23 protein-coding genes are annotated in these 26,570 nt (G+C 67.2%); 17 read left to right on the forward strand and 6 right to left on the reverse strand.

From position 1 onward, the window contains the following. Positions 1-36: 36 nt before the first annotated feature. On the reverse strand, positions 37-1,149 hold the full coding sequence (locus tag BoBH3_RS22070; protein WP_316045124.1) for a polyamine ABC transporter substrate-binding protein: 1,113 nt from the start codon (positions 1,147-1,149) through the stop codon (positions 37-39). 202 nt (positions 1,150-1,351) lie between these two features. Here BoBH3_RS22070 and BoBH3_RS22075 point away from each other — a divergent pair, with 202 nt between their 5' ends. Continuing rightward, a complete protein-coding gene (locus tag BoBH3_RS22075) occupies positions 1,352-2,089 on the forward strand; it encodes a DUF3750 domain-containing protein (protein ID WP_262333008.1) in 738 nt (245 codons plus the stop codon). Between the two features lie 10 nt (positions 2,090-2,099). Here the strand turns inward: BoBH3_RS22075 and BoBH3_RS22080 are convergent, their stop codons facing one another. Continuing rightward, entirely contained in the window at positions 2,100-3,383 is a 1,284-nt protein-coding gene (locus BoBH3_RS22080) for a cystathionine gamma-synthase family protein (protein WP_262333009.1), read from the reverse strand. A gap of 146 nt (positions 3,384-3,529) precedes the next feature. On the opposite strand from BoBH3_RS22080, the gene BoBH3_RS22085 reads away from it, so the two are divergent. Beyond that, the gene (locus BoBH3_RS22085) at positions 3,530-3,988 is read left to right on the forward strand and encodes an Lrp/AsnC family transcriptional regulator (protein ID WP_262333010.1); all 459 of its coding nucleotides are present in this window, start codon (positions 3,530-3,532) and stop codon (positions 3,986-3,988) included. A gap of 9 nt (positions 3,989-3,997) precedes the next feature. Here BoBH3_RS22085 and BoBH3_RS22090 read toward each other — a convergent pair whose 3' ends face one another. Beyond that, on the reverse strand, positions 3,998-5,002 hold the full coding sequence (locus tag BoBH3_RS22090) for an alpha/beta hydrolase (protein WP_262333011.1): 1,005 nt from the start codon (positions 5,000-5,002) through the stop codon (positions 3,998-4,000). A 134-nt stretch (positions 5,003-5,136) separates the two neighbouring features. Continuing rightward, on the reverse strand, positions 5,137-6,300 hold the full coding sequence (locus tag BoBH3_RS22095; protein WP_262333012.1) for an alpha/beta hydrolase: 1,164 nt from the start codon (positions 6,298-6,300) through the stop codon (positions 5,137-5,139). Positions 6,301-6,419: 119 nt separating this feature from the next. On the opposite strand from BoBH3_RS22095, the gene meaB reads away from it, so the two are divergent. Together meaB and BoBH3_RS22105 are read left to right on the forward strand one after the other, a co-directional pair. Further along, positions 6,420-7,406 carry a methylmalonyl Co-A mutase-associated GTPase MeaB gene (meaB, locus tag BoBH3_RS22100; protein ID WP_262333077.1) on the forward strand — a complete coding sequence of 329 codons (987 nt, stop codon included), beginning with the start codon at positions 6,420-6,422 and terminating at the stop codon, positions 7,404-7,406. Further along, entirely contained in the window at positions 7,403-8,038 is a 636-nt protein-coding gene (locus tag BoBH3_RS22105; protein WP_262333013.1) for a pyroglutamyl-peptidase I family protein, read from the forward strand. Before meaB ends, BoBH3_RS22105 begins: the two co-directional genes overlap by 4 nt. Before the next feature lie 6 nt (positions 8,039-8,044). Here BoBH3_RS22105 and BoBH3_RS22110 read toward each other — a convergent pair whose 3' ends face one another. After that, positions 8,045-9,043 carry an asparaginase gene (locus BoBH3_RS22110; protein WP_262333014.1) on the reverse strand — a complete coding sequence of 333 codons (999 nt, stop codon included), beginning with the start codon at positions 9,041-9,043 and terminating at the stop codon, positions 8,045-8,047. A gap of 102 nt (positions 9,044-9,145) precedes the next feature. Here BoBH3_RS22110 and BoBH3_RS22115 point away from each other — a divergent pair, with 102 nt between their 5' ends. From BoBH3_RS22115 to BoBH3_RS22145, 7 genes are all read left to right on the forward strand, one after another. Next, positions 9,146-10,018, forward strand: a complete 873-nt coding sequence (locus BoBH3_RS22115) for an alpha/beta hydrolase (RefSeq protein ID WP_262333015.1) — start codon at positions 9,146-9,148, stop codon at positions 10,016-10,018. Positions 10,019-10,129: 111 nt separating this feature from the next. After that, positions 10,130-10,366 carry an Lrp/AsnC ligand binding domain-containing protein gene (locus BoBH3_RS22120; protein WP_038361355.1) on the forward strand — a complete coding sequence of 79 codons (237 nt, stop codon included), beginning with the start codon at positions 10,130-10,132 and terminating at the stop codon, positions 10,364-10,366. 76 nt (positions 10,367-10,442) lie between these two features. Beyond that, positions 10,443-10,655, forward strand: a complete 213-nt coding sequence (locus BoBH3_RS22125) for a hypothetical protein (protein WP_262333016.1) — start codon at positions 10,443-10,445, stop codon at positions 10,653-10,655. A gap of 75 nt (positions 10,656-10,730) precedes the next feature. Then, positions 10,731-13,031 carry an NADP-dependent malic enzyme gene (locus BoBH3_RS22130; protein ID WP_262333017.1) on the forward strand — a complete coding sequence of 767 codons (2,301 nt, stop codon included), beginning with the start codon at positions 10,731-10,733 and terminating at the stop codon, positions 13,029-13,031. An 8-nt stretch (positions 13,032-13,039) separates the two neighbouring features. Beyond that, positions 13,040-14,137 (forward strand): alpha/beta hydrolase family protein, encoded by a 1,098-nt coding sequence (locus BoBH3_RS22135; RefSeq protein WP_262333018.1) that lies wholly within the window; start codon positions 13,040-13,042, stop codon positions 14,135-14,137. Between the two features lie 102 nt (positions 14,138-14,239). Next, positions 14,240-15,841 carry a peptide ABC transporter substrate-binding protein gene (locus tag BoBH3_RS22140; protein ID WP_262333019.1) on the forward strand — a complete coding sequence of 534 codons (1,602 nt, stop codon included), beginning with the start codon at positions 14,240-14,242 and terminating at the stop codon, positions 15,839-15,841. 152 nt (positions 15,842-15,993) lie between these two features. Continuing rightward, positions 15,994-16,851 (forward strand): D-amino-acid transaminase, encoded by an 858-nt coding sequence (locus BoBH3_RS22145; protein ID WP_262333020.1) that lies wholly within the window; start codon positions 15,994-15,996, stop codon positions 16,849-16,851. 76 nt (positions 16,852-16,927) lie between these two features. Here BoBH3_RS22145 and guaD read toward each other — a convergent pair whose 3' ends face one another. Continuing rightward, positions 16,928-18,253: a guanine deaminase gene (guaD, locus tag BoBH3_RS22150; protein WP_262333021.1), complete on the reverse strand. Its 1,326-nt coding sequence runs from the start codon at positions 18,251-18,253 to the stop codon at positions 16,928-16,930. 116 nt (positions 18,254-18,369) lie between these two features. Here guaD and xdhA point away from each other — a divergent pair, with 116 nt between their 5' ends. The 6 genes from xdhA to BoBH3_RS22180 are packed head-to-tail and all read left to right on the forward strand — an operon-like array spanning position 18,370 to position 26,545. Further along, positions 18,370-19,863: a xanthine dehydrogenase small subunit gene (gene xdhA / locus BoBH3_RS22155; protein WP_262333022.1), complete on the forward strand. Its 1,494-nt coding sequence runs from the start codon at positions 18,370-18,372 to the stop codon at positions 19,861-19,863. Further along, complete coding sequence (gene xdhB, locus BoBH3_RS22160; protein ID WP_262333023.1) at positions 19,856-22,198, forward strand: xanthine dehydrogenase molybdopterin binding subunit; 2,343 nt, start codon at positions 19,856-19,858, stop codon at positions 22,196-22,198. The genes xdhA and xdhB overlap by 8 nt, the downstream gene beginning before the upstream one ends. Continuing rightward, a complete protein-coding gene (gene xdhC, locus BoBH3_RS22165) occupies positions 22,195-23,037 on the forward strand; it encodes a xanthine dehydrogenase accessory protein XdhC (RefSeq protein ID WP_262333024.1) in 843 nt (280 codons plus the stop codon). Before xdhB ends, xdhC begins: the two co-directional genes overlap by 4 nt. Next, the gene (locus BoBH3_RS22170) at positions 23,021-24,568 is read left to right on the forward strand and encodes an ABC transporter ATP-binding protein (protein WP_262333025.1); all 1,548 of its coding nucleotides are present in this window, start codon (positions 23,021-23,023) and stop codon (positions 24,566-24,568) included. The genes xdhC and BoBH3_RS22170 overlap by 17 nt, the downstream gene beginning before the upstream one ends. Then, a complete protein-coding gene (locus BoBH3_RS22175) occupies positions 24,561-25,625 on the forward strand; it encodes an ABC transporter permease (RefSeq protein WP_262333026.1) in 1,065 nt (354 codons plus the stop codon). The genes BoBH3_RS22170 and BoBH3_RS22175 overlap by 8 nt, the downstream gene beginning before the upstream one ends. Continuing rightward, a complete protein-coding gene (locus BoBH3_RS22180) occupies positions 25,622-26,545 on the forward strand; it encodes an ABC transporter permease (RefSeq protein WP_262333027.1) in 924 nt (307 codons plus the stop codon). Before BoBH3_RS22175 ends, BoBH3_RS22180 begins: the two co-directional genes overlap by 4 nt. The last annotated feature ends 25 nt before the right edge of the window (positions 26,546-26,570 follow it).

A 26,570-nucleotide genomic window follows, 5' to 3' on the forward strand; every position in this document is an offset into this window, starting at 1 on the left:
CAACCTTATCGAAAGCACTCGCTTGGCCGGCCCCGCTCACTTGCCGGTCTTGACGCGCGTCCAGAGGCGGTTGACCACCCGCTGGGCCTTCTGGTCGTAGGGCGTGATCGTATAGAGCCGGCCCATCACCTCATCCGAAGGGTAGATTCCCGGATTGTCTCGCACCGCGGGCGAAAGCAGCGGCTTCGAGGCGAGATTGCCGTTGGCATACTGGATGAAGTCCGAGTTCTTCGCCGCCATGGCGGGACGATTGACGAAATCGATGAACTTCAGCGCCGCATCGACATTGCCGGCATCCTTCGGGATCACGAAGGAATCAAACCACATCAACGCGCCCTCCTTCGGGATGGAATAGGCGATCTGGACGTTGTTCTTCGCTTCCTCGGCGCGCTTCTTGGCCTGGAGGATATCGCCCGAATAGCCGACGGCGAGGCAGATATCGCCATTCGCCAGCGCGTTAATGTATTCGGACGAATGGAATTTCTGGATGTGCGGGCGGATCTTGCGCAGCAGCTCCCCGGCCTTGTTGAGATCGGCCTCGTTCTTGGAGTCCGGGTTCAGGCCGAGATAGCGCAGCGCGGCCGGGAACATCTCCTCGACCGCATCGAGGACGTGGACTCCGCAGTTTGAGAGCTTTTTGAGCTGATCGGGCTCGAAGACGATCTTCCACGAATCGATCACCGCATCGGGGCCGAGCCGTTCCTTGATCTTCGCGACGTTGTAGCCGATCCCCGTCGTGCCCCACATGTAGTTCACGGCGTATTTGTTGCCGGGATCGTATTTGTCGAGGCGCTTCTGGATCTCGGGCCAGAGGTTCTTGAGGTTCGGCGCCTTGGCCGTGTCGACCGGCTGGTAGAGACCGAGCGGGATGTGGCGTGGCAGGAAGGAAGCCGTGACGACGATGAGGTCATAGCCGGTCTTGCCGGCGAGCAGCTTGGTCTCGACCGTCTCCATCTGGTCGAAGGTGTCGTAGACGACCGTGATGCCGGTTTCCTTCTTGAAGGCGTCGAGCACCTCCGGGTCGACATAGTCCGACCAGTTGAAGATGCGCAGCTGCTTGTCCTGCGCGCTTGCCGGCGCCGCCAGCAGCCCAAGTCCGATCGCACAGGCCGCAAGGGCCCCGGCCAGTCGCGTCGTCGTCTTACCCAATCTGCCCCTCCATCACGCTCAGGCGCGCGCACGCTACCAGCTTTCCCCCCGGCATCAACCGGCCGCGGGCGCGACGGAACTTCGCGTGTGGGCAACGCTGCCGAAATATGCGCCAGCGCCGATCACCGCTGGCCCGCTTGCTGACAGGAGCGTGATCGCCGGGGTCCTTGTCGCCCCGAAAGGCCCGCCGATATCGTAACGCATGGGTTTCCTGCGTCGCTTCCTCGCGTTCTTCGCCCTCGCCTTCCTGCTGCCGGTCGCAAGCCATGCCGGCTGGTGGGTCTGGCAGACGCATGCGCCGGACTGGCGCGCCGCCGACTGGACGAGCGCGAAGCTGCTGCCCGCAGCGACTATCGAGCCCGAGGCGACGATTCATGTCTTCGCCGCGCGCGTCGGGCGCTGGCGCGGCATCTTCGCGCATCATTCCTGGGTGGTAGTGAAGGAGCGCGGCGCCAGCGCCTATACGCGCTTCGACGTCGTCGGCTGGGGCACGCCGGTGCGCGTCAACCACCGCGAGGCGGATGGCCGCTGGTATGGCAATATGCCGGAACCGGTCGCGGAGATTCGTGGCGAGGCGGCCGAACGGCTGATCCCGCAGATCCGCGCCGCAGTGGCGAGCTATGCCTATTCCAATCCCGGCAGCTATCTCGCCTGGCCGGGGCCGAACTCGAACAGCTTCGTCCAGCATGTACTGTCCGAGGTGCCGGAGCTTCGAGAGGCCCTGCCGCCCACAGCCATCGGCAAGGATTGGCGCGCGGACGGCGTCTTCGCGGGGCTGACCGCCAGCCGCACCGGCATCCAGGCCTCGCTCTTCGGGCTCGCCGGGGTGAGCGTCGGCTGGGTCGAGGGCATCGAGATCAACCTGCTCGGCCTCGTCGCGGGGCTGGACCTGCGCAGCCCGGCGCTAAAGCTGCCGGGCTGGGGAAGGGTCGGGGTTTAGGGGGCCGCGCTCACACAGCTTCGAAAGCTTGCGCCAGATCCGAGATCAGATCCTCGATGTTCTCGATGCCGACCGAAATGCGGATCAGCGCGTCGGTGAGGCCGATCTCCTCGCGCAGTTCCTTCGCGACGCCCGAATGCGTCATCGCGGCTGGGTGCGAGACCAGCGTCTCCGTTCCGCCGAGGCTGACCGCGAGCTTCATGATCTGCAGGTTATCGAGCAGGGCGAAGGCTTCCTTCTCGCCGCCCTTGACGTCGAAGGCGAAGGTCGAGCCGGGCTCGACGCATTGCCGGTCGAACACCGCCTTGCGCGGGTCGCCCGCCTTCAGGTTGCCGAGATAATGCACCTTGGCGACCTTCGGGTGCTTCTCCAGATATTCGGCCACGAGCCTTGCGTTCTCGTTGGCGCGGCTCATGCGAATGTCGAGCGTCTCCAGCGAGCGCATCAGCATCCAGCAGGAATTCGGGTCCGCTTGCGTGCCCAGCGAGCCGCGCCAGCTCTTCACCTGCCGCACCAGCGCCTCGGAGCCGCTGATCGAGCCACCGACGAGGTCGGAATGGCCGCCGACATATTTGGTCAGCGAGAGCAGGGTCAGGTCGGCGCCGAGGTTCAGCGGCTTCTGGTATTTCGGGCCGAGGAGCGTGTTGTCGACGACGACGGGCGGGCGATGGCCCTGCGACTTCTCCAGCTCGTCGGCGATCGCCTTGCAGGCGGCGAGGTCGACGAGGCCGTTCGTCGGATTGGCCGGCGTCTCGACCAGGATCATGCCGACGCGGCCCTTGGCGGCGGCTTCCTTGGCGACCTTGCGCATCTGCGCGATGTCGAGCCCGTCGGTGAAGCCGAAGGGCGTGATGCCGAAGGCGCCCATCTGGTTCTTGAGCAGCGTTTCCGTGCCGCCATAGAGCGGGCGGGAATGCAGGATCGTGTCACCCGGACGCAGGAAGGCGAAGCAGGTCGTCGCGACCGCGGCCATGCCGGAGGCGAAGACGGCGCATTTCTCGGCCTCGTCCCAGATCGCCAGGCGATCCTCGAGGATCTCCATATTGGGATGGTTGAAGCGCGAATAGACGAGACCCGGCTTCTCTCCGGGCTTCGGCTGGCGCCGGCCCGAGGTGAAATCGAAGAAGTCCTTGCCCTGCTGGGCGTTCTCGAAAACGAAGGTCGAGGTCAGGAAGACCGGCGGCTTGAGCGAGCCTTCCGACATCGCCGGCGAATAGCCGAAGCCCATCATCAGCGTCTCGGGATGAAGCCGGCGATTGGCGATCCGGTCCTTGTGATAGCTGTCTTCGCTCATGGACTTTTCCTCCTGTGCCGCGACGGGCGCGACGGCCTCTGCCGCTCAGAATAATCTCGCAGGAACGCCATTGCTTGGTCGATCAGGCTCGCCTTAACATCCTCTCTGCAGCTTCCTGCTCATCCAAGGCCTACGGAGAGCATATCATGCTCGATACAATCGACCGCCGAATCCTCGCCGTGCTGCGCGAGGACGGACGCATCACCAACCAGGACCTCTCGCAGCGCGTCGGCCTCTCGCCGACCCCCTGCCTGCGCCGCCTGAAGCGGCTGGAGGAAACCGGCGTCATCCAAGGCTATGCCGCGATCGTCGACCCCAAGGCCTATGGCCTGCCCTTCAGCGTCTTCGTCTCGGTGCGCCTGATCCAGCAGAACCAGGACCATATCACCGAGTTCGAGAAGGCGGTCGAGAGTTGGAGCGAGGTGGCCGAATGCTATCTGATGACCGGCTCGCAGGATTATCTGCTGCGCGTCGTCACAGACGGCATCGAGGGCTATGAGCGCTTCCTGAAGCAGAAGGTGACGAAGCTGAAATGCATCCAGTCGGTCGAATCCAACTTCGCGCTGGCGACCATCAAGAAGCGTTCCGGCCTGCCGCCGATCTAGGGGCGGCCTTCAGAGGCCGCGATCCATCGCGCGGCGCACCACCTGCGTGACCTCGCTGTTGGACAGGAAGAGGTCGTGGCGCAGCATGCTCCAGCCGCGGCCAGAGGTGTCGGCGACGCGCACACCCAGAGATTCCAGCCGAGAGCGGTCGGCGGCGCCGGCCCGTGCCACGCCACCGGCGATGCGGGCCGAGAGCGCGAGCGCCCTGTCGCCCGGATCGATGATGACCGTCATGCGGCGAGCGAGCGGCCCGAGCTTCTTCACCGTCTGCTCGAAGGCGTCGATATCGACGTCCGGCGAGGCCAGCACGACCGAGCCGATCCGGGCGTAGACATCCTGCGAGTCGCGCAGCTCGCGCAGGCCTTCCAGCGTCAGGAACGTCCCCATCGAATGGGCGACGATGTGGATGCGCCCGACGGTCGGGTTGGCGACGAGCGCCTGGAGGGCCTGCACGAAGCCGTCTCGGGACCAGAGAGCGCTTTCCCGATCATAGGCGTAGTCGAAGAGCTTGCCGCCCGAGGGCCAGGTGAAGAGCGCCGTGCGTCCCTGGAATTCGAGCGCGTGCGAGAGCTGTCCGGCGCTACGCGCGGCCGATTCGAAACTCTCGTTGAAGCCGTGCACGTACAGCAGCACGTCGCGGCCGTTCGCAGCCTGGGCGAAGGCCCGCGTGGCGTCGCGGCTGGTCTCGCGCTCCGCGCCCAGCACCGCCCAGTCGCCGCTGACGGCGGAGGAAACGCGGCCAGCGATGCCGCGGCCGGGCGGATCGAGCTTGATCTCCGCGAAGGTCAGCGGGCCGCGGTCGGTGCCGAAATAGGGCGCCGTGTTGCCCGTCGCATTGCGGGTGGTCATCACGAGCAGCCGCGGCTCCTTACCGAGCGACGAGGCATCCGCCCGCTCCGGCTCGGAGAAGGGCGAAACACTCGCCTCGCTCTGCGCACAGGCGGAAAGCCCCAGCGGCAGCAGAGCGGCCAGGACCAGCGAACGGCAGGAGAAATCGCGCCTCGTGACAGGCATGAGGTCAGGCATCCGATGATTCGAGAGAGGCCGAAATTGGCCAGCCCCACCTTAAGGACAGGCCAACGCGGCCAGAATGCGGCAATCCCGCCGTCCGCTTCATGGAAAGACGCGAGCGTTGCACCAAGGCGACATCAGCGCGCGCCGGAGAGGATCGTGATCGGGGCGGTGACGACGAGCCCCACCGTGGAGCCGACCGTGCCGACCACGCCACCGGCGACATCACCGAGCCGGTCGCCGAACTGCGGCCCGGAGAAGCCGACGCCCTTGTCCTGCCTGAGCCGCTCGCCAATGAGCTGCACCACACGGGGAGACGAGGCGAACTTGCCATGGTTGAGGCCATCGCCGGACGAGATTTCAGAGAGGTCGATGAGCTTCACGCCGAGCTTCTCCAACTGGGCGATCGTCTCCGTATCCTTGCTCGAAACAGCCCCGAGCCGCTTCTTGTCGCCGGCGAAGCGGCGCGAAAAATCAAGTGCCCGGTCGTCGGCTGAGACGAAGACCGTGACGGGACGCCTGATCTCCCGCATCTGCGTCCTGAAGACGTCGAGATCGACATCCGGCGCCGCCAAGATCACGTCGCGCAGCTTGCCGCCGAAATCTCCGTCGCCGCGGATCGCGGCCTGCCGCAGCGCCTCGAGCGTCAGCATCGTCCCCATCGAATGGGCGAGGATGTCCATTTTCGTGGGGCCGAGGTCACGCGCGATCGCTCGCAGGTTGAGCTCCAGGAAATCGCGCGAATAGAAGGCGCTCTCACGGTCATAAGGATAGGCCAGGAGCTCGCCGCGAGAGGGCCAGGTGAACAGGACCGCTATGCCCTTGAAGCCGGAATCGTAGACGATCTGCGCGAAGCGATAGGCGGCGTCGGCGAAATTGGTGTTGTAGCCGTGGACGAAGACCAGCACGTCGCGCTGCGCGGCCGGCAGGCGTTGGATATCCCGCCGCACATCGGCCAGCACAGGGGCAAGGTCGAGCTTCTGGATCTGCGTCACCGTGAAATGTTTCGACGGATCGCCCGGCCCGGAGCTGGGCAGTTCCAGCTCGCCGGCCTTGTGGCTCAGCGGGACGGTGACGTCGAGCCGACCGAATGCAAGCCTCCGCCCGCGCTCACCGCTGAAATAGACCGGCTGCGCCGACGGCTCGCGGGTAGTCGCGACATAAATCTGGACCGTGCCCGCGACATCGGCCTTGGGTGCCTGGCTCAGCTCCAGCACACGCGGCGTGCCGCAGCCGGCGAGCACCACCGGCGCAAGCAGCACGAACATCAGGACACGAAGCCGCTTCGCAACGCACATCATCGTTCAGTCGTCCCACCACCGCGCCGAATCCTCAAGATGCGCGCATGACACAGTGATGAAGGATTGAGGATGCGCGGGGATAGCTTGTCGCCCGCGATGCCGCCTTGCTAACTGGCGCCATGGCCGACCCGACCTCCCCTGCCGACTCGCTCGGCGACGCGATCCTCGCCGGCGAGCGAGCGGCGCTGGCACGCGCCATCACGCTGGCGGAATCCCGCCGGGCGGACCATCGCGCGCAGGCGCAGAAGCTGATCCAGCGGCTGCTGCCGCATACCGGGAAAGCGATCCGCGTCGGCATCACCGGCGTGCCGGGCGTCGGCAAGTCGACGACGATCGATGCGCTGGGAACCTATCTGACGGGCAAGGGCCACAAGGTCGCGGTGCTCGCGGTCGATCCGTCCTCGACGCGGACCGGCGGCTCCATCCTCGGCGACAAGACCCGCATGGCACGGCTCGCCGTCGACCCCAACGCCTATATCCGCCCCTCGCCTTCGTCTGGCACGCTGGGCGGCGTCGCGGCCAAGACCCGCGAGACGATGCTGCTCTGCGAGGCGGCCGGCTTCGACGTGATCCTGGTCGAAACGGTCGGCGTCGGGCAGTCGGAGACGGCCGTCGCCGACCTCACCGACTTCTTCCTCGTCCTGATGCTGCCCAATGCCGGCGACGAGCTGCAAGGCATCAAGAAGGGCATCATCGAGCTCGCCGACATGATCGCGGTCAACAAGGCCGACGGTGCGGGGGCAACGCCCGCTCGCGTCGCGGCCGCGCAGTACAAGGCGGCGCTGCATATCCTTGCGCCGACCTCGTCGCTCTGGAGCACGCCGGCCGTCACCATCTCGGGCCTGACCGGGGAAGGCCTCGATGCGCTCTGGGCCAAGGTCGAGGAGCATCGCGACCGGTTCGAGGCCAAGGGCCTGATCGCCGAGAAGCGCCGCCGGCAGGATGTGAAGTGGATGTGGACGATGGTCCAGGACCGGCTGCAGGCAAAGCTGCGGCACGATCCGGCGCTCAAGGCCCGCACGCCGGAGCTGGAAGCCTCCGTCGCATCGGGAGAGCTGGCGCCGACCCTGGCGGCCGAGGAAATCGCGAAGGCATTGGGACTATGAGCAGCAACCGGACGCTGGACCTTCTCGTCACCGGCTTCGGCCCTTTTCCGGGCGTCAGAATCAATCCCACGACGCGGCTGGCGAAACTCGTCGAGGCCCGCCTGCGGAATTCCGGCCTGCGGATCGGCTCCGCAATTCTTGAAACAAGCTATGCGGCGGGGCTGCCCACTCTGCGACGAGAGATCGACGCTGCCGCTCCCGGAGCGATCCTGCTGCTCGGGGTCGCGGCGCGCGCCCGCAATGTCCGTGTCGAGCTGTATGCGCGCGGCCGCTCGAACCCGCTGCATCCCGATGCGACCGGGCGCACGCCCAAAAGCACGAGCCGTGGGGGCGGTCTGCCGAAGCTGACCACGGGCCGGCCGCTCGGCGCGCTGTCGCATCTGCGCCGCCTCGGCATCGCCAGCCGCCTCTCGCCCTCGGCCGGGCGCTATCTCTGCGATGCAAGCTATGCGGCGGCGCTCAACCACCCCGCGATGGCCGGGCGGCCGGTGCTGTTCGTCCATGTGCCCTGGCTGAAGCCGGCGGCCGGCTCTAAGCCTGCGACACGGGTGAAAGCCTTCCGGCCGGGAACGGATCGCCTGTCGCGGGCGCTGGCCGCGATCGGCCTGAGCCTCGCTGTCGCGGGTCGCTGACTGCTCTCAGGCGGCCGGCGCGCGCACGCGGCCGACCTCGATGCCGTTCCAGTTTTTCAGCACGGCCTCGCGCAACGGCGCGAAATCGGCTGCTGTCGCCTCGTCCATCGGCAGGAAACGCGCAATGAGCGCGCCGAGCGCGACCTCGGCGGCGCGGCCGGCGCCGTCGTCGCATTTGAGCGCGATGCCGTAACCCAGATCCGGCAGGGCCGCGCAGTAGACGCCCTCGGCCCCGGTCTTGGTGAAGGCGCGTGCGCCGAGCAGGGTCATCAGCCGCGTGTCATAGCGGTCGGTGCCCGCGACCATGAAGGGATGCGCCGCGGCCGCCGCCCGGATGCGCGCCGCAGCCTTTGCCCGCTCTGGGCCGAAGCCGTGGCCGGTGCCGAGGCGGGCGAAGCCGAGCGCCAACGCGTTGAGCGGCACGGCATAGGAAGGGATCGAGCAGCCGTCGGTGCCCATGTGCTCGGAAGTATGGGCGGCGCCCGTCACCGCTTCCAGCGCGCCGCGCACGGCCTGCTGGACGGCGTGGCCAGCCTTCACATAGCCGGCCGGGTCCTCGTCGAGGCCGCAGGAGAGGCAGACGAAGCCGGCATGCTTGCCGGAGCAGTTGTTGTTGAGCGCGCTCGGTTCGGCGCCGGACTTGGCCAGCGCGCGGGCGGCCTTCTCGTTCATCGGCCAATGCGCCCCGCATTCGAGGCAGCCGGCTTCGCGGCCCGCCTTCCTCAACATGCCGAGTGAGGTTTCGGCATGGAGCGGCTCGCCGGAATGCGAGGAGACTGCGAGCGCGATCTCGGCCTCGGTCAGCCCATAGCGGTCGGCCGCGCCGCTCTCCAGCAGCGGCAGGGCCTGGATCGCCTTCACGGCCGAACGCGGGAAGACCGGCCGCTCGAGATCGCCGGCTGCGAAGACCACCGCGCCATCGGCATCGACCACGATCGCGGAGCCGCGATGGCGCGACTCGACGGTGTTGCCGCGCGTGACTTCGGCGAGAACGGGATTTTCCATGGCGGCCTCCTTGTCCCACGCTCCGGCGGGTCGGCGCGTTTTGGCCGCAGGCGCGTGTCCTGTCAAAAGCATCGGCGGCGAAAGCGCTGGCGGAACGGCGCCATGGCTGCCACGTTGGACCTGAAGATCGCCTTGGCGAGCAGGATGCCGATGTCACCCGACTACGAGACCGAGTACAACAACCGCGCCCGCGTGCCGGAGCATCCCGGCATCATCGCCGGCTGGCAGGCGGATGCCGAGGCCTATCGCTCCACGGCGCTCTGCGAGCTCGGCGTCTCCTATGGCGAGGGCGAGCGGCAGTTCTACGACCTGTTCAAGCCGGAGACCCAGCGCGGCAACGCGCTCGTCATGTTCATTCATGGCGGCTACTGGCAGGCGCTCGACCGCAGCTTCTTCTCGCATATGGCGCGCGGGCTGAACCGACTCGGCCTGCCCGTCGCTGTCATCGGCTACGACCTCTGCCCGCAGGTTTCGCTCGGCCATATCGTCTGGGAGGCACAGCATGCCGCGGCCGCGCTCTGGCAACGCTTCAACCTGCCGGTGATCGCGACCGGCCATTCCGCCGGCGGGCATCTCAGCGCCTGCGTGCTGGCGACGAACTGGAAGAATGTCGATCCCGACCTGCCGGAGCATGTCGTGCCGGCCGCCTATGGAATCTCCGGCCTCTACAACCTTAAGCCTCTGGTCGAGACGAGCATCAACCAAGCGCTCGGCCTCACGCTGGAGGAGGCCGAGCGTGAAAGCCCGCTGTTCTGGCCGGCCCCGGCCTCGCTGACGATGGATGCCGTCGTCGGCGGCGCCGAGAGTGAGGAGTATCTCAGGCAGAGCCGCCGGCTTGTCGATGTGTGGGGGCTCGAAGGCGTGACGACGCGCTACGAGGAAATCCCCGAAGCGAACCATTTCACCATCGTCTCGGGCCTCACCGATCCGGATAATGCGATGACCAGACGCATCGCCGCGCTCGCCGGCGCTTGATCTCACCACGTCCGGGGAAGCGTTGGTTTAGGCATCAACTCACCCGAAAACCGCATTCCACTTTTCGGGCCGATGCCTTATCCAGACCGCATCAGAGTTTCGGAGCGCGCGATGCAGACCTTCTTCGTCGAGATCAAATGCAAGCTCGGCAAGACCTACGAGGTCGCCAGCGAACTGGCGGATCGCGAGATCGCCTCCGAGATCTACTCGACCGCCGGCAACTACGACATCCTGGCCAAGTTCCATGTCGCGGCCGATGTCGATATCGGCCATTTCGTAGCCCAGAAGGTGCAGTCGATCCCCGAGATCGCCGACACGCACACGATCATCACGTTCAAGGCGTTCTGAGCTCGCATCACCCTCTCCGTCATTCCGGGCAAGCGAAGCGCAGACCCGGAATCCATCGTGGAGCGTGGCGCCTTCCATGGCTTCCGGATCGGCGCGGCTACGCCGCTTGTCCGGAATGACGGTGGAGCTCGCGTCGATTTTCCTGAGTCATTTCCACCGATTGCGTCCCAATGCTCGCAATCCGATTCATCACGTTAACAGCTTGATTCACCTTGTTGAGAACGTGATTCAACAGGCGATGCCGCTCCCGATCGCCGCCCGACATTTGCCCGGCTCTGCGGTCGATTGAGGCATCCTTCCGGCTTGACGGCGCATGGCCTTTCGCGCGACCAGCAGCGTTCGGACTGCGGGGAAGACAGGCGCCATGAAAAGCACTCTCTCGAACGATCTGCGCTCGGGCGCGCTCGTCTATCACCGCCAGCCACGCCCGGGTAAGCTCGAGATCCAGGCGACCAAGCCGCTCGGCAACCAGCGCGACCTCGCGCTCGCCTATTCGCCCGGTGTCGCCGCCGCCTGCGAGGCGATCGTCGACGATCCCGCGGAAGCCGCCGAACTCACCTCCCGCCAGAACCTCGTCGCCGTCGTCACCAACGGCACGGCGGTGCTCGGCCTCGGCGACATCGGCCCGCTGGCCTCCAAGCCGGTGATGGAGGGCAAGGCGGTCCTCTTCAAGAAATTCGCCGGCATCGACTGCTTCGACATCGAGGTCGAGCAGAAGAACATCGAGAAGTTCGTCGACGTCGTCGCGGCGTTGGAGCCGACCTTCGGCGGCATCAACCTCGAAGACATCAAGGGTCCGGAGTGCTTCGAGATCGAGGAGCAGCTCAAGGCCCGGATGAAGATCCCGGTCTTCCATGACGACCAGCACGGCACGGCGATCATCGTCTCGGCCGCGGTGCTGAATGGACTCGACCTCGCGGGCAAGAAGATCGCCGACGTCAAGATCGTGGTCTCGGGCGCCGGCGCTGCGGCGCTGGCCTGCCTCAACCTGCTGGTCGAGATCGGCGCGCAGCGCAAGAATATCTGGGTCAGCGATATCGACGGCGTGGTCTACAAGGGCCGCAACACGCTGATGGACCGCTGGAAGGAGGTCTATGCGCAGGAGACCGACGCCCGCACCCTCTCCGATGTCATCGGCGACGCCGACGTCTTCCTCGGCCTCTCGGCCGCAGGCGTGCTGAAGCCCGAGATGGCCAAGCGCATGGGCCCGAAGCCGCTGATCCTGGCGCTGGCCAATCCCAACCCCGAGATCACGCCTGAGGATGCGCTGGCGGCACGGCCCGACGCGATGATCTGCACCGGCCGCTCGGACTATCCGAACCAGGTCAACAACGTCCTCTGCTTCCCCTACATCTTCCGCGGCGCGCTCGACGTGCAGGCGACGACGATCAATGAGGCGATGAAGCTCGCCGCCGTGCGCGCCATCGCCTCGCTCGCCCGCGAGGCGACCTCGGACGTCGCGGCGCGCGCCTATGGCGGCGAAGCCTCGACCTTCGGCGCGACCTCGCTGATCCCGAACCCCTTCGACCCGCGCCTGATCATGCGCATCGCTCCGGCCGTGGCCGAGGCGGCCATGGCGACCGGCGTGGCGCGCAAGCCGCTCATCGACGTCGAGGCCTATCGCGAGCAGCTCTCGCGCTTCGTCTTCCGTTCCGGCTTCCTGATGAAGCCGCTGTTCCAGAAGGCCAAGGCCGATCCCAAGCGCGTGATCTATGCCGAGGGCGAGGATGAGCGCGTGCTGCGCGCGGCGCAGGTCGCGCTGGAGGAAGGGCTCGCCATCCCGATCCTGATCGGCCGCCCGAGCGTGATCGAGAGCCGCATCCAGCGCTTCGGACTGTCCCTCAAGCCCGGCATCGACTTCCAGGTGGTCAATCCGGAGGACGATCCGCGCTATCGCGACTACGTCCAGACCTATCTCGACATCGCCGGCCGGCGCGGCATCACGCCAGAGGCGGCGCGGGCGCTGGTGCGCACCAACAACACCGTGATCGCGGCGCTGGCCGTGGCGCGCGGCGAGGCGGATGCGATGATCTCCGGCCTCGAGGGCCGCTTCATGTCGCGGCTCAGGCACATCCGGGACATCATCGGGCTGGCGCCGGGCGTCTGCGACCTCGCGGCGATGACGCTCATCATCACCAACAAGGGCGCCTTCTTCCTCTCCGACACGCATGTGAAGCACGATCCCACGGCCGAGGAGATCGCGGACATGACGCTGCTGACAGCGAACCATGTCGAGCGTTTCGGCCTCACGCCCAAGGTCGCCCTGCTCTCGCATTCGGATTTCGGCGCGGCGGACACCCCGACCTCGCTCAAGATGCGCAAGGCGCTCTCTCTGATCCGCGAGCGCGCACCGCAGCTCGAATGCGACGGCGAGATGGAAGCCGACACGGCGATGCTGCCGCTGACGCGCGAGCGCGTCCTGCCCTCGTCGACCCTGAAGGATGTCGCGAACGTCCTGATCTTCCCGAATCTCGACGCCGCCAACATCGCCTACCAGTTCGCCAAGGTGCTGGCGGACGCCCTGCCGGTGGGGCCGATCCTGATCGGCACCGCCAAGCCCGCCCATATCCTCACGGGCTCGGTGACGGCACGCGGCGTCGTCAACATGACGGCGGTGGCGGTGGTCGAGGCGCAGGAAAGCGCGGCGGCGACAGCGGCGCGTTGATCCGCGTCATGGCCTTGCTGCGCCTGCTGGCCGCTTTTGTCGTCGGCCTCGCCGCAACGGCGGCAGAGGCGCAGGAGCCGTTGCGGGAGGAGCCCGGCTTCCTACGCGTTCAGATCGACGGGCGCGGGACTCGCCTCGAAACACTGATCGTCCGCCCCGACCATGCCTCGGGCCGGCGGCCGCTCGCGTTGATCACGCATGGCAAGGCGCCGAGCCATGCGAAGATGAGTGACCTGCGCGCTGTCGACTATGCCGGCGTCGCGCGCGACCTCGCCCGCCGCGGCTGGATCGCCGCGGTCGTCGTCCGGCGTGGCTTCGGACAGTCGGACGGCCCCTTCTCCGCGGAAGGAGCGGGCTGCGGTCTGCCCAACATGGTGCAGCGCTTCGAGAACGAGGCGAAGGAACTCGAAGCCGCACTCAAGGCCCTGACCGAGCGACCCGATGTCGATCCCGATCGCATCATCGCGCTCGGCCAATCGGCAGGCGGGGCTGCGGTCATGGCGCTCGCCCAGCGCAAGCCGCCGGGCTTGAAGGCCGTCATCAACCTCGCCGGCGGCCTCGACTTCGGCGACTGCGTCGAGAAGGGCCGCGATGCGCTCGTCGCGACCGTCCGGCACTGGCCCTGGAAGGACACGATCCCTCAGCTCTGGGTCTATGCCGGCAACGACGAGCTTTTCCCGCCGCCGGTGGTCGACCGCATGCGAGCAGCGGCTCTCGATCGCGGCGGCGATGTGCGTTTCATCGCGTTGCCGGAGATCAAGCCGAGCGGCCACGCAGTCTTGCTGAACACCAGAGCCCGCTTCGTCTGGCTGCCGGAGATGGACACTTCGCTGCGTGCCTGGAAGCTGCCGACCCTTCCCGCCGAGCGGCCCCAATCGGAGTTCGAGCGCCTTGGGCTCCAGGGCCGGGCTTCCGTATTCGAGGGTTATTTCAGCGCCCCCGGCGAAAAGGTAATGGCCGTCAGCCGAACGGCCAAGGCCTTCTCCTACCGGTACGGCACGAAGGATCTCGAAACGGCCCGCCGGAACGCTCTGTCCGAATGCGGCAAGAAGGCCGCGGATTGCCGGACGGCGTTCGAAAACGACCGCGCCATCGTGGCACCATAGCGCAGGCTCGCTTTTTCCGACTTGGCAGACTCAAGCGGACGGGTTCTACTCCCTTGAAGTCGGGCACCGCTCGCAACGGCGCCCGCCTGAGGGGAGGTCGCCATGCTCGACGTCACGCGCCGCCAGGCGCCCCTGGCTCTCGCGGCCATGCTGGCCGCGGCCCGCGCCGCTTCGGCGCAAAGCAAGATCGTCTTCCACCGCGGCAATGACGGCGACCCCGAGACGCTCGATCCGCACCGCACCTCGACCGTAGCCGAAGCCCATCTGCTGCGCGACCTGCGCGAAGGGCTCGTCATCCACAACATGAGGGGCGAGGTCGTCCCCGGCGTCGCCGAGAGCTGGACGATGAGCCCGGATGGCAGGCTCTGGCGCTTCAAGCTGCGTGCCGAAGCCAGATGGTCCAATGGCGAGCCGTTCAAGGCCTCTGATTTCGTCTACTCCTTCAGGCGCATCATCAACCCGGAGACCGGCGCGAAATACGCCAACCTGCTCTTCCCGATCCGCAACGCCGAGGCGATCCACAAAGCGGTGCCAGGCTCCTCGCTCGAAGAGCTGGGCGTTAGCGCACCCGACGAGCAGACGCTGGAGCTCGTGCTGGAGCGGCCGACGCCCTATCTGCTCGAACTCCTGACCCATCAGAGCGCACTGCCGGTCCACCCCGCCACCATCGATCGCGCGGCGCAGGAACCGGGACGCCCGGAAAACTGGATCACCAACGGCGCCTATGCGCTCAAGGAGCTCGCACCGAACTCGCATATCCGGCTCGACCGCAACCCGCATTTCCACGACGCAGCCCATGTGAAGATCGACACGGTGATCTTCTACCCGGCTTCAGACCTGCTGGCGGCCGCGCGGCGCTTCCAGGCGGGCGAGCTTCATCTCACCACGGACATCCCGGCAGACCAGTTCAAGCAGTTGCGCGGGAAGCTTGGCGAGCAGGTCCGGATCGGCCCCTATCTCGCGACCTATTTCCTGATCCTCAATTCGGCCAAGGCGCCCTTCGACGATCCGCGCGTGCGCCGGGCGCTCTCGCTGCAGATCGACCGCGAATTCATCGCGGACCGGGTCTGGGGCGGCACGATGCTGCCGGCCTATGGCGTGATCCCGCCCCATATTCGCAATTATGGGGAGCGCGCCGAGCTCGACTTCCGCCATCAGTCGATGCTGGAGCGCGAGGACGAGGCCAGACGCCTGCTCGCCGCGGCCGGCTTCGGCAACGGCATACCGCTCGAGATCGAATTCCGCTTCAACACCACCGACAACAACCGTAACACCGCGCTGGCCATCGCCGAGCAGTGGCGCGGCATCGGCGTCGAGACCCGCTTCGTCGAGACCGACTTCCGCACGCATTTCGCCTATCTGCGCGAGGGTGGCGACTTCGACGTCGCCCGCTATGGCTGGATTGGCGATTATTCCGATCCGCAGAACTTCCTCTTCCTGTTCCAGAGCGACAATGCGGGCTTCAACATCGGCAAATACGCCAGTTCGCAGTTCGACGCGCTGATGAAGCTCGCCGCGGACGAACTCGACATCGCGAGGCGCGCGGCCGTCCTGCGCGAAGCGGACAGCATCGTCATCACCGAGCAGCCCTGGATCCCGGTGCTGCACTATTCGACCAAGAACCTCGTCTCGCCGAAACTCGCCGGCTTCGAGCAGAACCTGCGCGGCGCGATCCCGACCCGGTTCTTGAATTTGAGGGCGTGAGCGCTCTATCGGTCTTTCCTGGAAAAATGCCGTGCCCCCAAAGCCGGCCCTTCGCTGCGCGAAGCCCTGGAATGACGCGGGGGCGTTTCCATCCGGGCGCAGCATGATCTAGGAAGGAAAGCCTTCCTTCTTACGCAAGCGAGCCTCCCCCGATGAGCCGTATCGTCTATGTCAATGGCGCCTATCTCCCCGAGGAGGAGGCGAAGATTTCCGTGTTCGACCGCGGCTTCATCTTCGGTGACGGCATCTACGAGGTTTCGGCCGTGATCGGCGGCAAGCTGGTCGATTGCGAGGCGCATCTGGCCCGCCTCGAACGCTCCTGCGGCGAGATCCGGCTCGCACTGCCCTGGTCGAAGGCCGAGCTCGTCGCGATCCACGAGGAGCTGATCAAGCGCAACAGCCTCGACGAGGGCGGCATCTACCTGCAGGTCTCGCGCGGCGCGGCCGATCGCGACTTCCCCTTCCCGAAGGATGTGGCGCCCACGCTGGTGATGTTCACCCAGGCCCGCAACTTCGTGAACGCGCCGACGGCAAAGACCGGCATCAAGGTAGTCTCGACGCCGGATCTGCGCTGGGCGCGCCGCGACATCAAGAGCGTCAACCTGCTCGCTCCGGTGCTCGCCAAGCAGTTCGCGCTGGAGAACGGCGCGCAGGAAGCCTGGCTGACCGAGGACGGCGTGGTGACCGAGGGCGCCTCGTCGACCGCCTGGATCGTCAAGAACAAGACGCTGATCTCGCGCCCGCTCTCCAACAAGGTGCTGCCGGGCATCACCCGCAAGGCCGTGCTCGCCTATCTGGCGGAGTCGGGCTTCTCCTTCGAGGAGCGCGAGTTCACGCTAGAAGAGGCGCTCGATGCCGAGGAGGCCTTCATCACCTCCGCGACCAGCCTCGTCATGCCGGTGACCACGATCGACGGCCACACGATCCACAACGGCGCCCCCGGCCCGACCGCGCTGCGCCTGCGCGAGATCTATGTCGACTACGCCCGCAAGGGCGGCGTGCTGGGCTGACCATAGCCGTCATGGTCGGGCTTGACCCGACCGTCTCGGAAACCAGCTTTTTCGTCCTGAGATTCTCGGGTCGGCGCTAGGCGCCGCCCGAGAACGACGATGCGCTAGCCAGTTCCCCCATCACATAAGTCGCGACGACATTGCGCTCGTCGCCGAGCGTGACGAGCACGAAAAGCTCCTCCGCCAGATCGCGCACCGTCTCCAGCCGGTGCGCCATCGCCCGCGTCGCGCCCGTGTCGAGCACCACCGCATCCGCCTCGCGGCCGGGCTCGAAGGAGCCGATCAGGTGGTCGAGGCCGAGTGCCGCCGCGTTGCCGAGCGTGATCGCATGCAGCGCCGCGAAGGCCGGCAGCGACTGGCCCTGAAGCTGCAGCACCTTGTAGGCCTCGGCCATGGTCCGCAGCATCGAATAGGAGGTGCCGCCGCCGATATCCGTCGCGACGGCGACCTTCACGCCCAGCGTCCGGGCATGGGCCCAGTCGAACAGGCCTGAGCCGAGGAAGAGGTTCGAGGTCGGGCAGAACACGGCGACGGCGCCGGCCTCGGCGAAGGCGCGCCATTCGTTGTGGAGCATGTGGATGCTGTGGCCCATCAGGCTCTTCGAGCCCAGCAGCCCGTATCGCGCATAGATGTCCGCATAGTCGGCGGCCTGCGGATAAAGCTCGCGGGCGAAGGCGATCTCGGCGCGGTTCTCGTTGATATGGGTCTGGATGTGGCAGTCCTGATGCTCGGCGGCGAGGCGGCCGGCCGCCGCCAGCTGCTCCGGCGTCGAGGTTAGGGCGAAGCGCGGGGTGATGGCATAAAGCTGCCGGCCCCTGCCGTGCCAGCGCGCGATCAGGTCCTTGGAGTCGCGATAGCTGCTTTCGGCCGTGTCGGTGAGGGCCTCGGGGGCGTTGCGGTCCATCATCACCTTGCCGGCGATCATGCGGGTGTTGCGGCGGTCGGATTCCGTAAAGAATGCCTCCGCCGATTGCGGATGGACCGAGCAGTAGACGGCTGCCGTCGTGGTGCCGCTCGCCAGAAGCTCGTCGAGGAAGAAGCGCGAGAGCTTCTCGGCATGGCCCTGCTGGCCGAGTTTCTGCTCCTCGACGAAGGTGTATTTGTTCAGCCACTCGATGAGCTGCGCGCCATAGGAGGCGACAACCTGTGTCTGCGGCATGTGGATATGGGCGTCGATGAAGCCCGGCATGATCAGATGCGGGCGATGGTCGACGACCTCGGCATCGGCCGGCAGCGTGGACAGCAGCGCCTTGGCCTCGCCCGCCGCCTTCACCAGCCCGCTTTCGATGACCAGCAGACCGTCCTCGACGAAGCGATGCGCGCGCTCGCCCGCGTCGTGCGGATCAGCCGTGAACCAGAGCAGGCGGCCGCGCAGGGCGCGGATGGCGGTGGTTGCAGTCACGGTCAGCAGCTCCGGCCCAAATCCACATCACATCTGCACCAAATCAAAGCTTCCGGCCAAGCAGGATCATGCCTAATCTGAGGGCATGAGAAGACGACGCGAGCGGAGCGAGCGGAATGCGTAAGACGCTGCGCTTCCTCCTCGGCGACGAGCCGGTCGAGATCGACGCCTGTAATCCGACGCTGACGGTGCTCGACTGGCTGCGCCTCGAACGGCGGATGACCGGCAGCAAGGAAGGCTGCGCCGAGGGCGATTGCGGCGCCTGCACGGTCGTGGTCGGCCACCTCGACCGGGGCCTGCTGCGCTATGAGGCGATCAACGCCTGCATCCGCTTCCTGCCGACGCTGGACGGCTGCCAGCTTCTCACCGTCGAGCATCTCAAGGCCGAGGATGGCGGCCTGCATCCAGTCCAGCAGGCGATGGTGGAGTGCCATGGCTCGCAATGCGGGTTCTGCACGCCGGGCTTCGTGATGTCGCTGCTCGCGCTGAGACTGAACGAGACGGAACCCTCCATCGGGCGGATCGAGGACGCGCTCGCGGGCAATCTTTGCCGCTGCACCGGCTACGAGCCGATCATCGCCGCCGGCCGGCGCATGGACGAGATCGCGCCGCCCGAGACGGACCCCTTCCTGAAGCAGCGTGTGGCGACTGCCGCCAAGCTCTCGGCCTTGCAGGATAGCAAAACGTTGGCGCTCGAAGGACAGGGCCGCCGCTTCTATGCGCCCGCGACGCTCTCCGCGCTGGCCGAACTCGTGGCCGCCCATCCGCAGGCGACGCTGGTCGCGGGTGCGACCGATGTCGGGCTCTGGGTGACGAAAGGGATGAAGCGGCTCGACCCCGTCATCTATCTCGGGCGGGTCGAAGAGCTGCGCGCGATCAGCGACGAGGGCGAGCACCTCCGCTTCGGCGCCATGGCGACGCATGTAGATGTCCGTGAGGCGGCGGCCGGGCTTTCTCCGCAGCTCGACGAGCTGATGCGCCGCTTCGGCGGCGAGCAGGTGCGCAATGCCGGCACGATCGGCGGCAACATCGCCAATGGCTCGCCGATCGGGGATCTGCCGCCGGCCCTGATCGCGCTCGATGCGACGCTGCTACTGGCCCGCCGCGTGGATGGCGGCGAAATCGAGCGCCGAGCCCTCCCGCTCGAAAGCTTCTTCCTCGACTACCGCAAGCAGGACCGGCGGCCGGGCGAGTTCGTCGAGGCCGTGCTGGTGCCGAAGCTGCCTGACGGCGCCCTGTTCCATGTCTCGAAGGTGTCGAAGCGCTTCGACGAGGACATCTCGGCCGTCTGCGGCGCCTTCCGGCTGCGGCTCGGCCCCGATGGGCGTGTGAGCGAGGCAAGGCTCGCCTATGGCGGCATGGCCGGCATCCCGAAACGGGCCAAGGCCGCGGAGGCCGCGCTGATCAGCCAGCCATGGGGCGAGGAGGCGGTCGCGGCCGCCATTTCCGCCCTGCCTCGCGATTTCACGCCACTCGACGACATGCGCGCCTCGGCGCAGTATCGACTGAGGATTGCCGGTAACCTGCTGCGCCGTTTCCTGATCGAGACGACGCAAGCCGACACGCAGACGCGGGTCGCCGGATTGCTGGCGGAGGCCGCCCATGGCTGACGCACGCCGCAAACTCGACATCGCCACGGAATCCGGCCCGGTCGGCGGCTCGCTGGCGCATGATTCCGCAGCCAAGCACGTCGCCGGCGAAGCGGTGTATATCGATGACATCGCCGCACCCGAAGGCATGCTCCATGCCTATCTCGGCTTGAGCACCATCGCGCATGGCAGGCTGATCTCGCTCGATCTCGCATCGGTCCGTGCCGCGCCGGGCGTCGTCGCCGTGCTGACGGCGCAGGATGTTCCGGGCGTCAACGACATCTCCTCGACGCATCGGCATGACGAGCCACTCTTCGCCACGGATCGCATCCTGTTCCACGGCCAGCCGCTTTTCGCCGTGGTGGCGGAGACGCGCGAGCAGGCGCGCCATGCCGCGACGCTCGCCGAAGCGGACTATGCCGAGGACGCTCCGGTGATCGACATCGCGGCGGCGCGGGCGGCGGGGGGAGCGCTCGTCACCGATCCGCTGAAGCTCGAGCGCGGCGATGTCGCAGAGGCGCTGGCGGCGAGCCCGCGTCGGCTCAAGGGCTCGATGGCGATCGGCGGGCAGGAGCATTTCTACCTCGAAAGCCAGATCGCTCTCGCCGTGCCGGGGGAGGATGAAGACATGCACGTCTTCGTCTCGACCCAGCATCCGAGCGAGGTGCAGCACATGGTCTCCGCCGTGCTCGGCGTCGGTTCGCATGCGGTGACGATCGAGGTCCGGCGCATGGGCGGCGGCTTCGGCGGCAAGGAGACGCAAGCCAATCTCTTCGCCTGCGTCGCGGCGGTCGCAGCCCGCGGGCTGAAGCGTCCAGTGAAGCTGCGGCCCGACCGCGACGATGACATGGCGATCACGGGAAAGCGCCACGACTTCGTCTGCGACTACGAGATAGGCTTCGACGAGGACGGCCGCATTCATGCGGTCGATGCCACTTACGCAGCGCGCTGCGGCTGGAACGCCGATCTCTCCGGCCCGGTGACGGACCGTGCGCTGTTCCACATGGACAACTGCTATTTCTACCCGGCGGTGCGCGCCCGCTCGGAACCACTCTTCACCAACACCTGCTCGAACACCGCGTTCCGCGGCTTCGGCGGGCCGCAGGGGATGGTCGGCGCCGAGCGCTTCATCGAGGAAGTCGCCTACGCCACCGGGCTCGACCCGCTGGAGGTGCGCAAGCGCAACTTCTATGGCGAGCCGGGTCGGGACGTCACGCCCTATCACCAGACGGTCGAGGACAACATCGCCGGCCATGTCATCGCGGAACTGGAACGGCGCTGCGACTATCAGGCAAGGCGGGCGGCCATCCGCGAGGCTAATGCGAAGAGCGCCATCATCAAGCGCGGTATCGCGCTGACGCCGGTGAAGTTCGGCATCTCCTTCACCGCGACCTGGTTCAACCAGGCGGGCGCGCTGGTGCATGTCTATACGGACGGGACGGTGGCGCTGAATCATGGCGGCACCGAGATGGGGCAAGGGCTCTACATCAAGGTCGCGCAGGTGGTGGCGCAGGCCTTCGGCATCGGGCTCGAACAGGTCAAGATCACCGCAACGACCACCGGCAAGGTGCCGAACACCTCGGCCACCGCAGCCTCCTCCGGCTCCGATCTCAACGGCATGGCGGCGCTCGACGCCTGCGAGACGATCAAGAAGCGACTGACGGAATTCGCCGCGAAGCACTGGCAGGAGCGGCCGGAGGACATCGCCTTCCTGCAGGGCCGGGTTCGGATCGGCACGCGCGAAATCGCATTCCGGGAGCTTGTCCAGGCGGCCCATATCGCGCGCATCCAGCTTTCGGCGACGGGCTTCTACGCCACGCCGAAGATCCATTGGGATCGCAAGGCCGGGCGGGGCCACCCCTTCTACTATTTCGCCTATGGCGCGGCTGCCGCCGAAGTCGCCATCGACACGCTGACCGGGGAATACAAGGTCGAGCGCGTCGACATCCTGCATGATTGCGGCCAGTCGCTGAACCCCGCCATCGACAAGGGGCAGATCGAGGGCGGCTTTGTGCAGGGCATGGGCTGGCTGACCACCGAGGAACTGGTCTGGGACGAGAAGGGGCGGCTCTCGACCCACGCGCCCTCGACCTACAAGATCCCCGTCGCCTCCGACCGGCCGCGTATCTTCAATGTCGAGCTGCTGGAGAACGCCCCCAACCGCGAGCCGACGATCCATCGCTCGAAGGCGGTGGGCGAGCCGCCGCTGATGCTGGCGATCTCTGTGCTGCACGCGCTGTCGGATGCGGTGGCGAGCGTGGGCGATTACCGGGTCTGCCCGCGCCTCGATGCGCCGGCGACGCCGGAGCGCGTGCTGGACGCGGTGGAGCGTGTCAGGGCGGGGGTGGCATCATGAGCCTCTCCACCTTCCTCGCCGCCCATCGCCGCGAGGGCATCGTGCTGGTGCGGATCGAAACAGCAGAGGGCTCCACCCCGCGCGAGGCTGGTGCGACGATGGCCGTGGGCGCGCGCGCCATCGCCGGGACGATCGGCGGCGGTCAGCTCGAATTCCATTGCATCGACTTCGCCCGGCAGATGCTCGCGACCGGCGCCACCGACCAGCGGCTCGACATCCCGCTCGGGCCGCAGATGGGCCAGTGCTGCGGCGGGCGGGTGCGGGTTTCGCTCAGCCACGCCACCGCAGCCGAGATCGCCCTGATTGCCGCCAGCGAGAAGGCGGAGGCCCTGGCCCGGCCGCCGGTGCTGATCTTCGGCGCGGGCCATACCGGCCGAGCGCTGGCGCAGGCGCTGGCGCCCCTGCCCTTCGCCGTCTCGCTGATCGACGACCGCGACGACGTGATGAGCGGGCTGCCGGCCTGCGTCACCTGCATCCGCATGGCCGATCCCGTCGATGCGGCGACCAGCGCGCCGGAAGGCAGCGCCTTCGTCGTGCTCTCGCACAGCCATGCGCTGGACTACCGGCTGGCCGAGGCGGCGCTGGCGCGAGGCGATGCGGCCTATGTCGGGATGATCGGCTCCGCCACCAAGCGCGCCCGCTTCGAAGCGAGCTTCCTGCGCGCGGGCGGCCGGCGCGAGGCGCTAGCCCGCTTCACCTGCCCAATCGGCGGAGCGGATGTGGACGACAAGCGCCCGGAGGTGATCGCGGCCTTGACGGCGGGGGAGCTGGTGCGTTGCTTGCTTGGCAGCAGGCAGCCGGCGAAGGGGAGACGGTCGAGACATGAATCAGCCGCGTGAGCAGACCGTGCCGCCGCGGCTGGCGCTCGCCCATATCTCCAAGAGCTTCCCGGGCGTGAAGGCCAATGAGGACATCAGCCTCAGCGTCGCGCCGGGCGAGATTCACGCGCTTCTCGGCGAAAACGGCGCCGGCAAGTCCACGCTGGTGAAGATCATCTACGGCGTTCAGCAGGCCGACGAGGGCACGATCTCGTGGAACGGCGCGCCCGTCGCGATCCCTTCGCCGAAGGCGGCGCGCAAGCTCGGCATCGGCATGGTCTTCCAGCATTTCTCGCTGTTCGACGCGATGACAGTGATCGAGAACATCGCGCTCGGGCTCGACGAGGCGGTGGATCGTGAGGCGCTGAAGGCCCAGGTCGCAGCGATCCTCGAATCCTATTCGTTGCCGCTCGACCCCGACCGTGAGGTGCATACGCTCTCCGTCGGCGAGCGGCAGCGCATAGAGATCGTGCGCTGCCTGCTGCAGAAGCCGAAGCTCCTGATCATGGACGAGCCGACCTCGGTGCTGACGCCGCAGGAGGTCGAGCGGCTGTTCGCGACGCTGCGCCAGATCGCACTGGGCGGCTGCTCGATCCTCTACATTTCGCACAAGCTCTCCGAGATCAAAGCGCTCTGCGACGGCGCCACCATCCTGCGCGGCGGGCGCGTCGTGGCGAGCTGCGACCCCAAGGTCGAGACGACCAAGCGCATGGCCGAGCTGATGATCGGCGCCGAGCTGCGCAAGATCGAGCATGGCAACGCGGCCGAGGCGGGAGTCGTGCGGCTCAGCGTGAGCGGGCTTTCCCTGCCGGGCGAGCCGCCCTTCGGCACGGACCTCGAAGAGATTTCCTTCGACGCGCGGGCCGGCGAGATCCTCGGCATCGCCGGCGTTGCCGGCAACGGACAGGCGGAATTGCTGACGGCGCTCTCGGGCGAGCGGCTGGCGGCGAAAGCCGAGGCGATCAGTCTCGACGGCAAACCGATCGGGCTGGAAGGCGCGGGTGCGCGACGGGCAGCCGGGCTGGCTTGTGTGCCGGAAGAGCGCAACGGCCACGCGGCCGTGCCAGATTTCTCGCTGGCCGAGAACGCCATCCTGACGGCGCGCCACCGCCTGCCGCTGGCGCCGCTCGGCCTCATCAGCCGGGGCATGGTGCAGCGCTTTGCAGACGACGTGATCAGGCGCTTCGACGTGCGCACCACCGGCAACGGCGCGCTCGCCCGCTCGCTCTCGGGCGGCAATCTGCAGAAGTTCATCATGGGCCGCGAGATCGGCCAGCAGCCGGCCGTGCTGGTCGTCTCGCAGCCGACCTGGGGCGTCGATGCGGGCGCGGCAGCCGCGATCCGGCAGGAGCTCGTCGACCTCGCCGCCAAAGGCTCGGCGGTCGTGGTCATCTCCCAGGACCTCGACGAACTGCTGGAGCTGGCCAACCGGCTCTGCGTCATCAACGAGGGGCGATTGTCGGCGCCACGCCCGGTCGCGAGCCTCGGCATCGACGAGATCGGCCTGATGATGGGCGGCATCCACGGCGCGGAGACGGCCGCCCATGCTTGAATGGCGCCGCCGGCGCGAGCCGAGCACCCTGATGCTGTGGCTGAGCCCGCTGATCGCGATCGCGCTCACCATGCTGCTCGGCATGATCGTCTTCACCGCCATGGGCTATGACGGCTGCCACGCGGTCGAGAGCATCTTCCTGACGCCCTTCCTCGAGCCGCAACGCTGGGCGGATATCGGCGTGAAGGCCGCGCCGCTGGTCATGATCGCTCTCGGCCTCGCCATCGGCTTCCGCGCCAATGTCTGGAACATCGGCGCCGAGGGGCAATACATCATGGGCGCCATCGCCGGCACCGGCGTCGCGCTCCTGACCTACGAGATGACCGGCTGGTGGATCCTGCCCGCCATGGTGCTGGCCGGCATCCTCGGCGGCATGGCCTGGGCGGCGATCCCCGCCTTCCTGCGCGTGAAGCTGCAGGTCAGCGAGATCCTGACCAGCCTGATGCTGACCTATGTCGCAGTGCAGTTCCTCTATTACCTAGTGCGCGGCCCCTGGAAGGATCCGGACGGCTTCAACTTCCCGCAGACACGCATGTTCACGGCCGACCAGACGCTGCCGATCATGCTGGAGGGTTCGCTCGTCCATCTCGGCATCCCGGCCGCACTGCTGCTCGCCGTCGTCGCCTGGCTGACGATGGAGAAGACGATCGCTGGCTATGCGGTGAAGGTCGTCGGGCTCGCGCCGGCGGCGGCGCGCCATGGCGGCTTCAGCGCGGGGCGCACCACCTGGGCGACACTCCTGTTGAGCGGAGCGCTCGCGGGGCTCGCGGGGCTGTTCGAGGCGGCCGGCCCCTTCGGGCAGCTGACGCCGCAATTCCCGGTCGGCTACGGCTTCACCGCAATCATCGTCGCCTTTCTCGGGCGGCTGCATCCGCTGGGCATCGTGTTTGGCGGCATCGTGCTGGCGGGAACCTATGTCGGCGGCGAGATCGCACAATCCACGGTGAGGCTGCCGCAGGCCGCGACTGGGCTGTTCCAGGCGCTGCTGCTCTTCATGCTGCTGGCGACCGACGTGCTGGTGCGCTGGCGGATCGCCTTCAAGTGGAGGGCCGCATGACCACCGCCATCCTCGTCTCGATCCTGATGACGCTGGTCGCGGCTTCGACGCCGATCCTGCTCGCGGCGCTGGGCGAGCTGGTCGCGGAGAAGGCGGGCGTGCTCAATCTCGGCGTCGAGGGCATGATGCTCTGCGGCGCGGTCGCGGGCTTCGCCGTCGCCTTCTCCAGCGGCAGCACGACGCTTGGCCTCCTCGCCGCACTTCTTGCAGGCGTCGCCGCGGCGATGGTTTTTGCGGTGCTGGCGCTCTCGCTCAACGCCAACCAGGTCGCGACGGGGCTCGCGCTGACGATCTTCGGCATCGGCGCCTCGTCGCTGATTGGAGCAGGCTTCGTCGGGCGCACCATTCCGCGCCTGGGGCCGATCTTTCCGGCCGGCCTGTCGGAGCATCCCTGGCTGCGCGCCATTTTCGGGCACGACATCCTCGTCTATCTCTCGCTCGCGCTCATCATCGGCGTCGGCTACTTCCTACGCCGGACGCGATCCGGCCTGATCCTGCGCGCAGTGGGCGAGAACGATGCCTCCGCTCATGCCATCGGCTATCCGGTCATCGCCATCCGCTATGCGGCGGTCGCCTTCGGCGGGGCGCTGGCCGGGCTGGGCGGAGCCTATTTCTCGCTGGCGCTGACCCCGATGTGGGCCGAGCGGCTGACCGCGGGCAGAGGCTGGATCGCGCTGGCCCTCGTGGTCTTCTCTGCTTGGAAGCCCGGCAGGCTGCTCGTCGGCGCCTATCTCTTCGGCGCCGTGATGACGCTCGAGCTCCAGGCCAAGGCGGCGGGCGTGAACTGGCTGGCGCCGGAAGTGCTGGCGATGACCCCCTACCTTGCGACGATTGCGGTTCTGACCATGATGTCGATAGGACGAAGGACCGGCCGGCTCGACGCACCGGCCTGCCTCGGCAAGCCTTTCTCGGCGACGTGACGGCCGAACTGAACAACAGGAGTTG

Origin of the sequence: Allobosea sp. BH3 (assembly GCF_025499465.1) — a bacterium.
GTDB lineage: Bacteria > Pseudomonadota > Alphaproteobacteria > Rhizobiales > Beijerinckiaceae > Allobosea.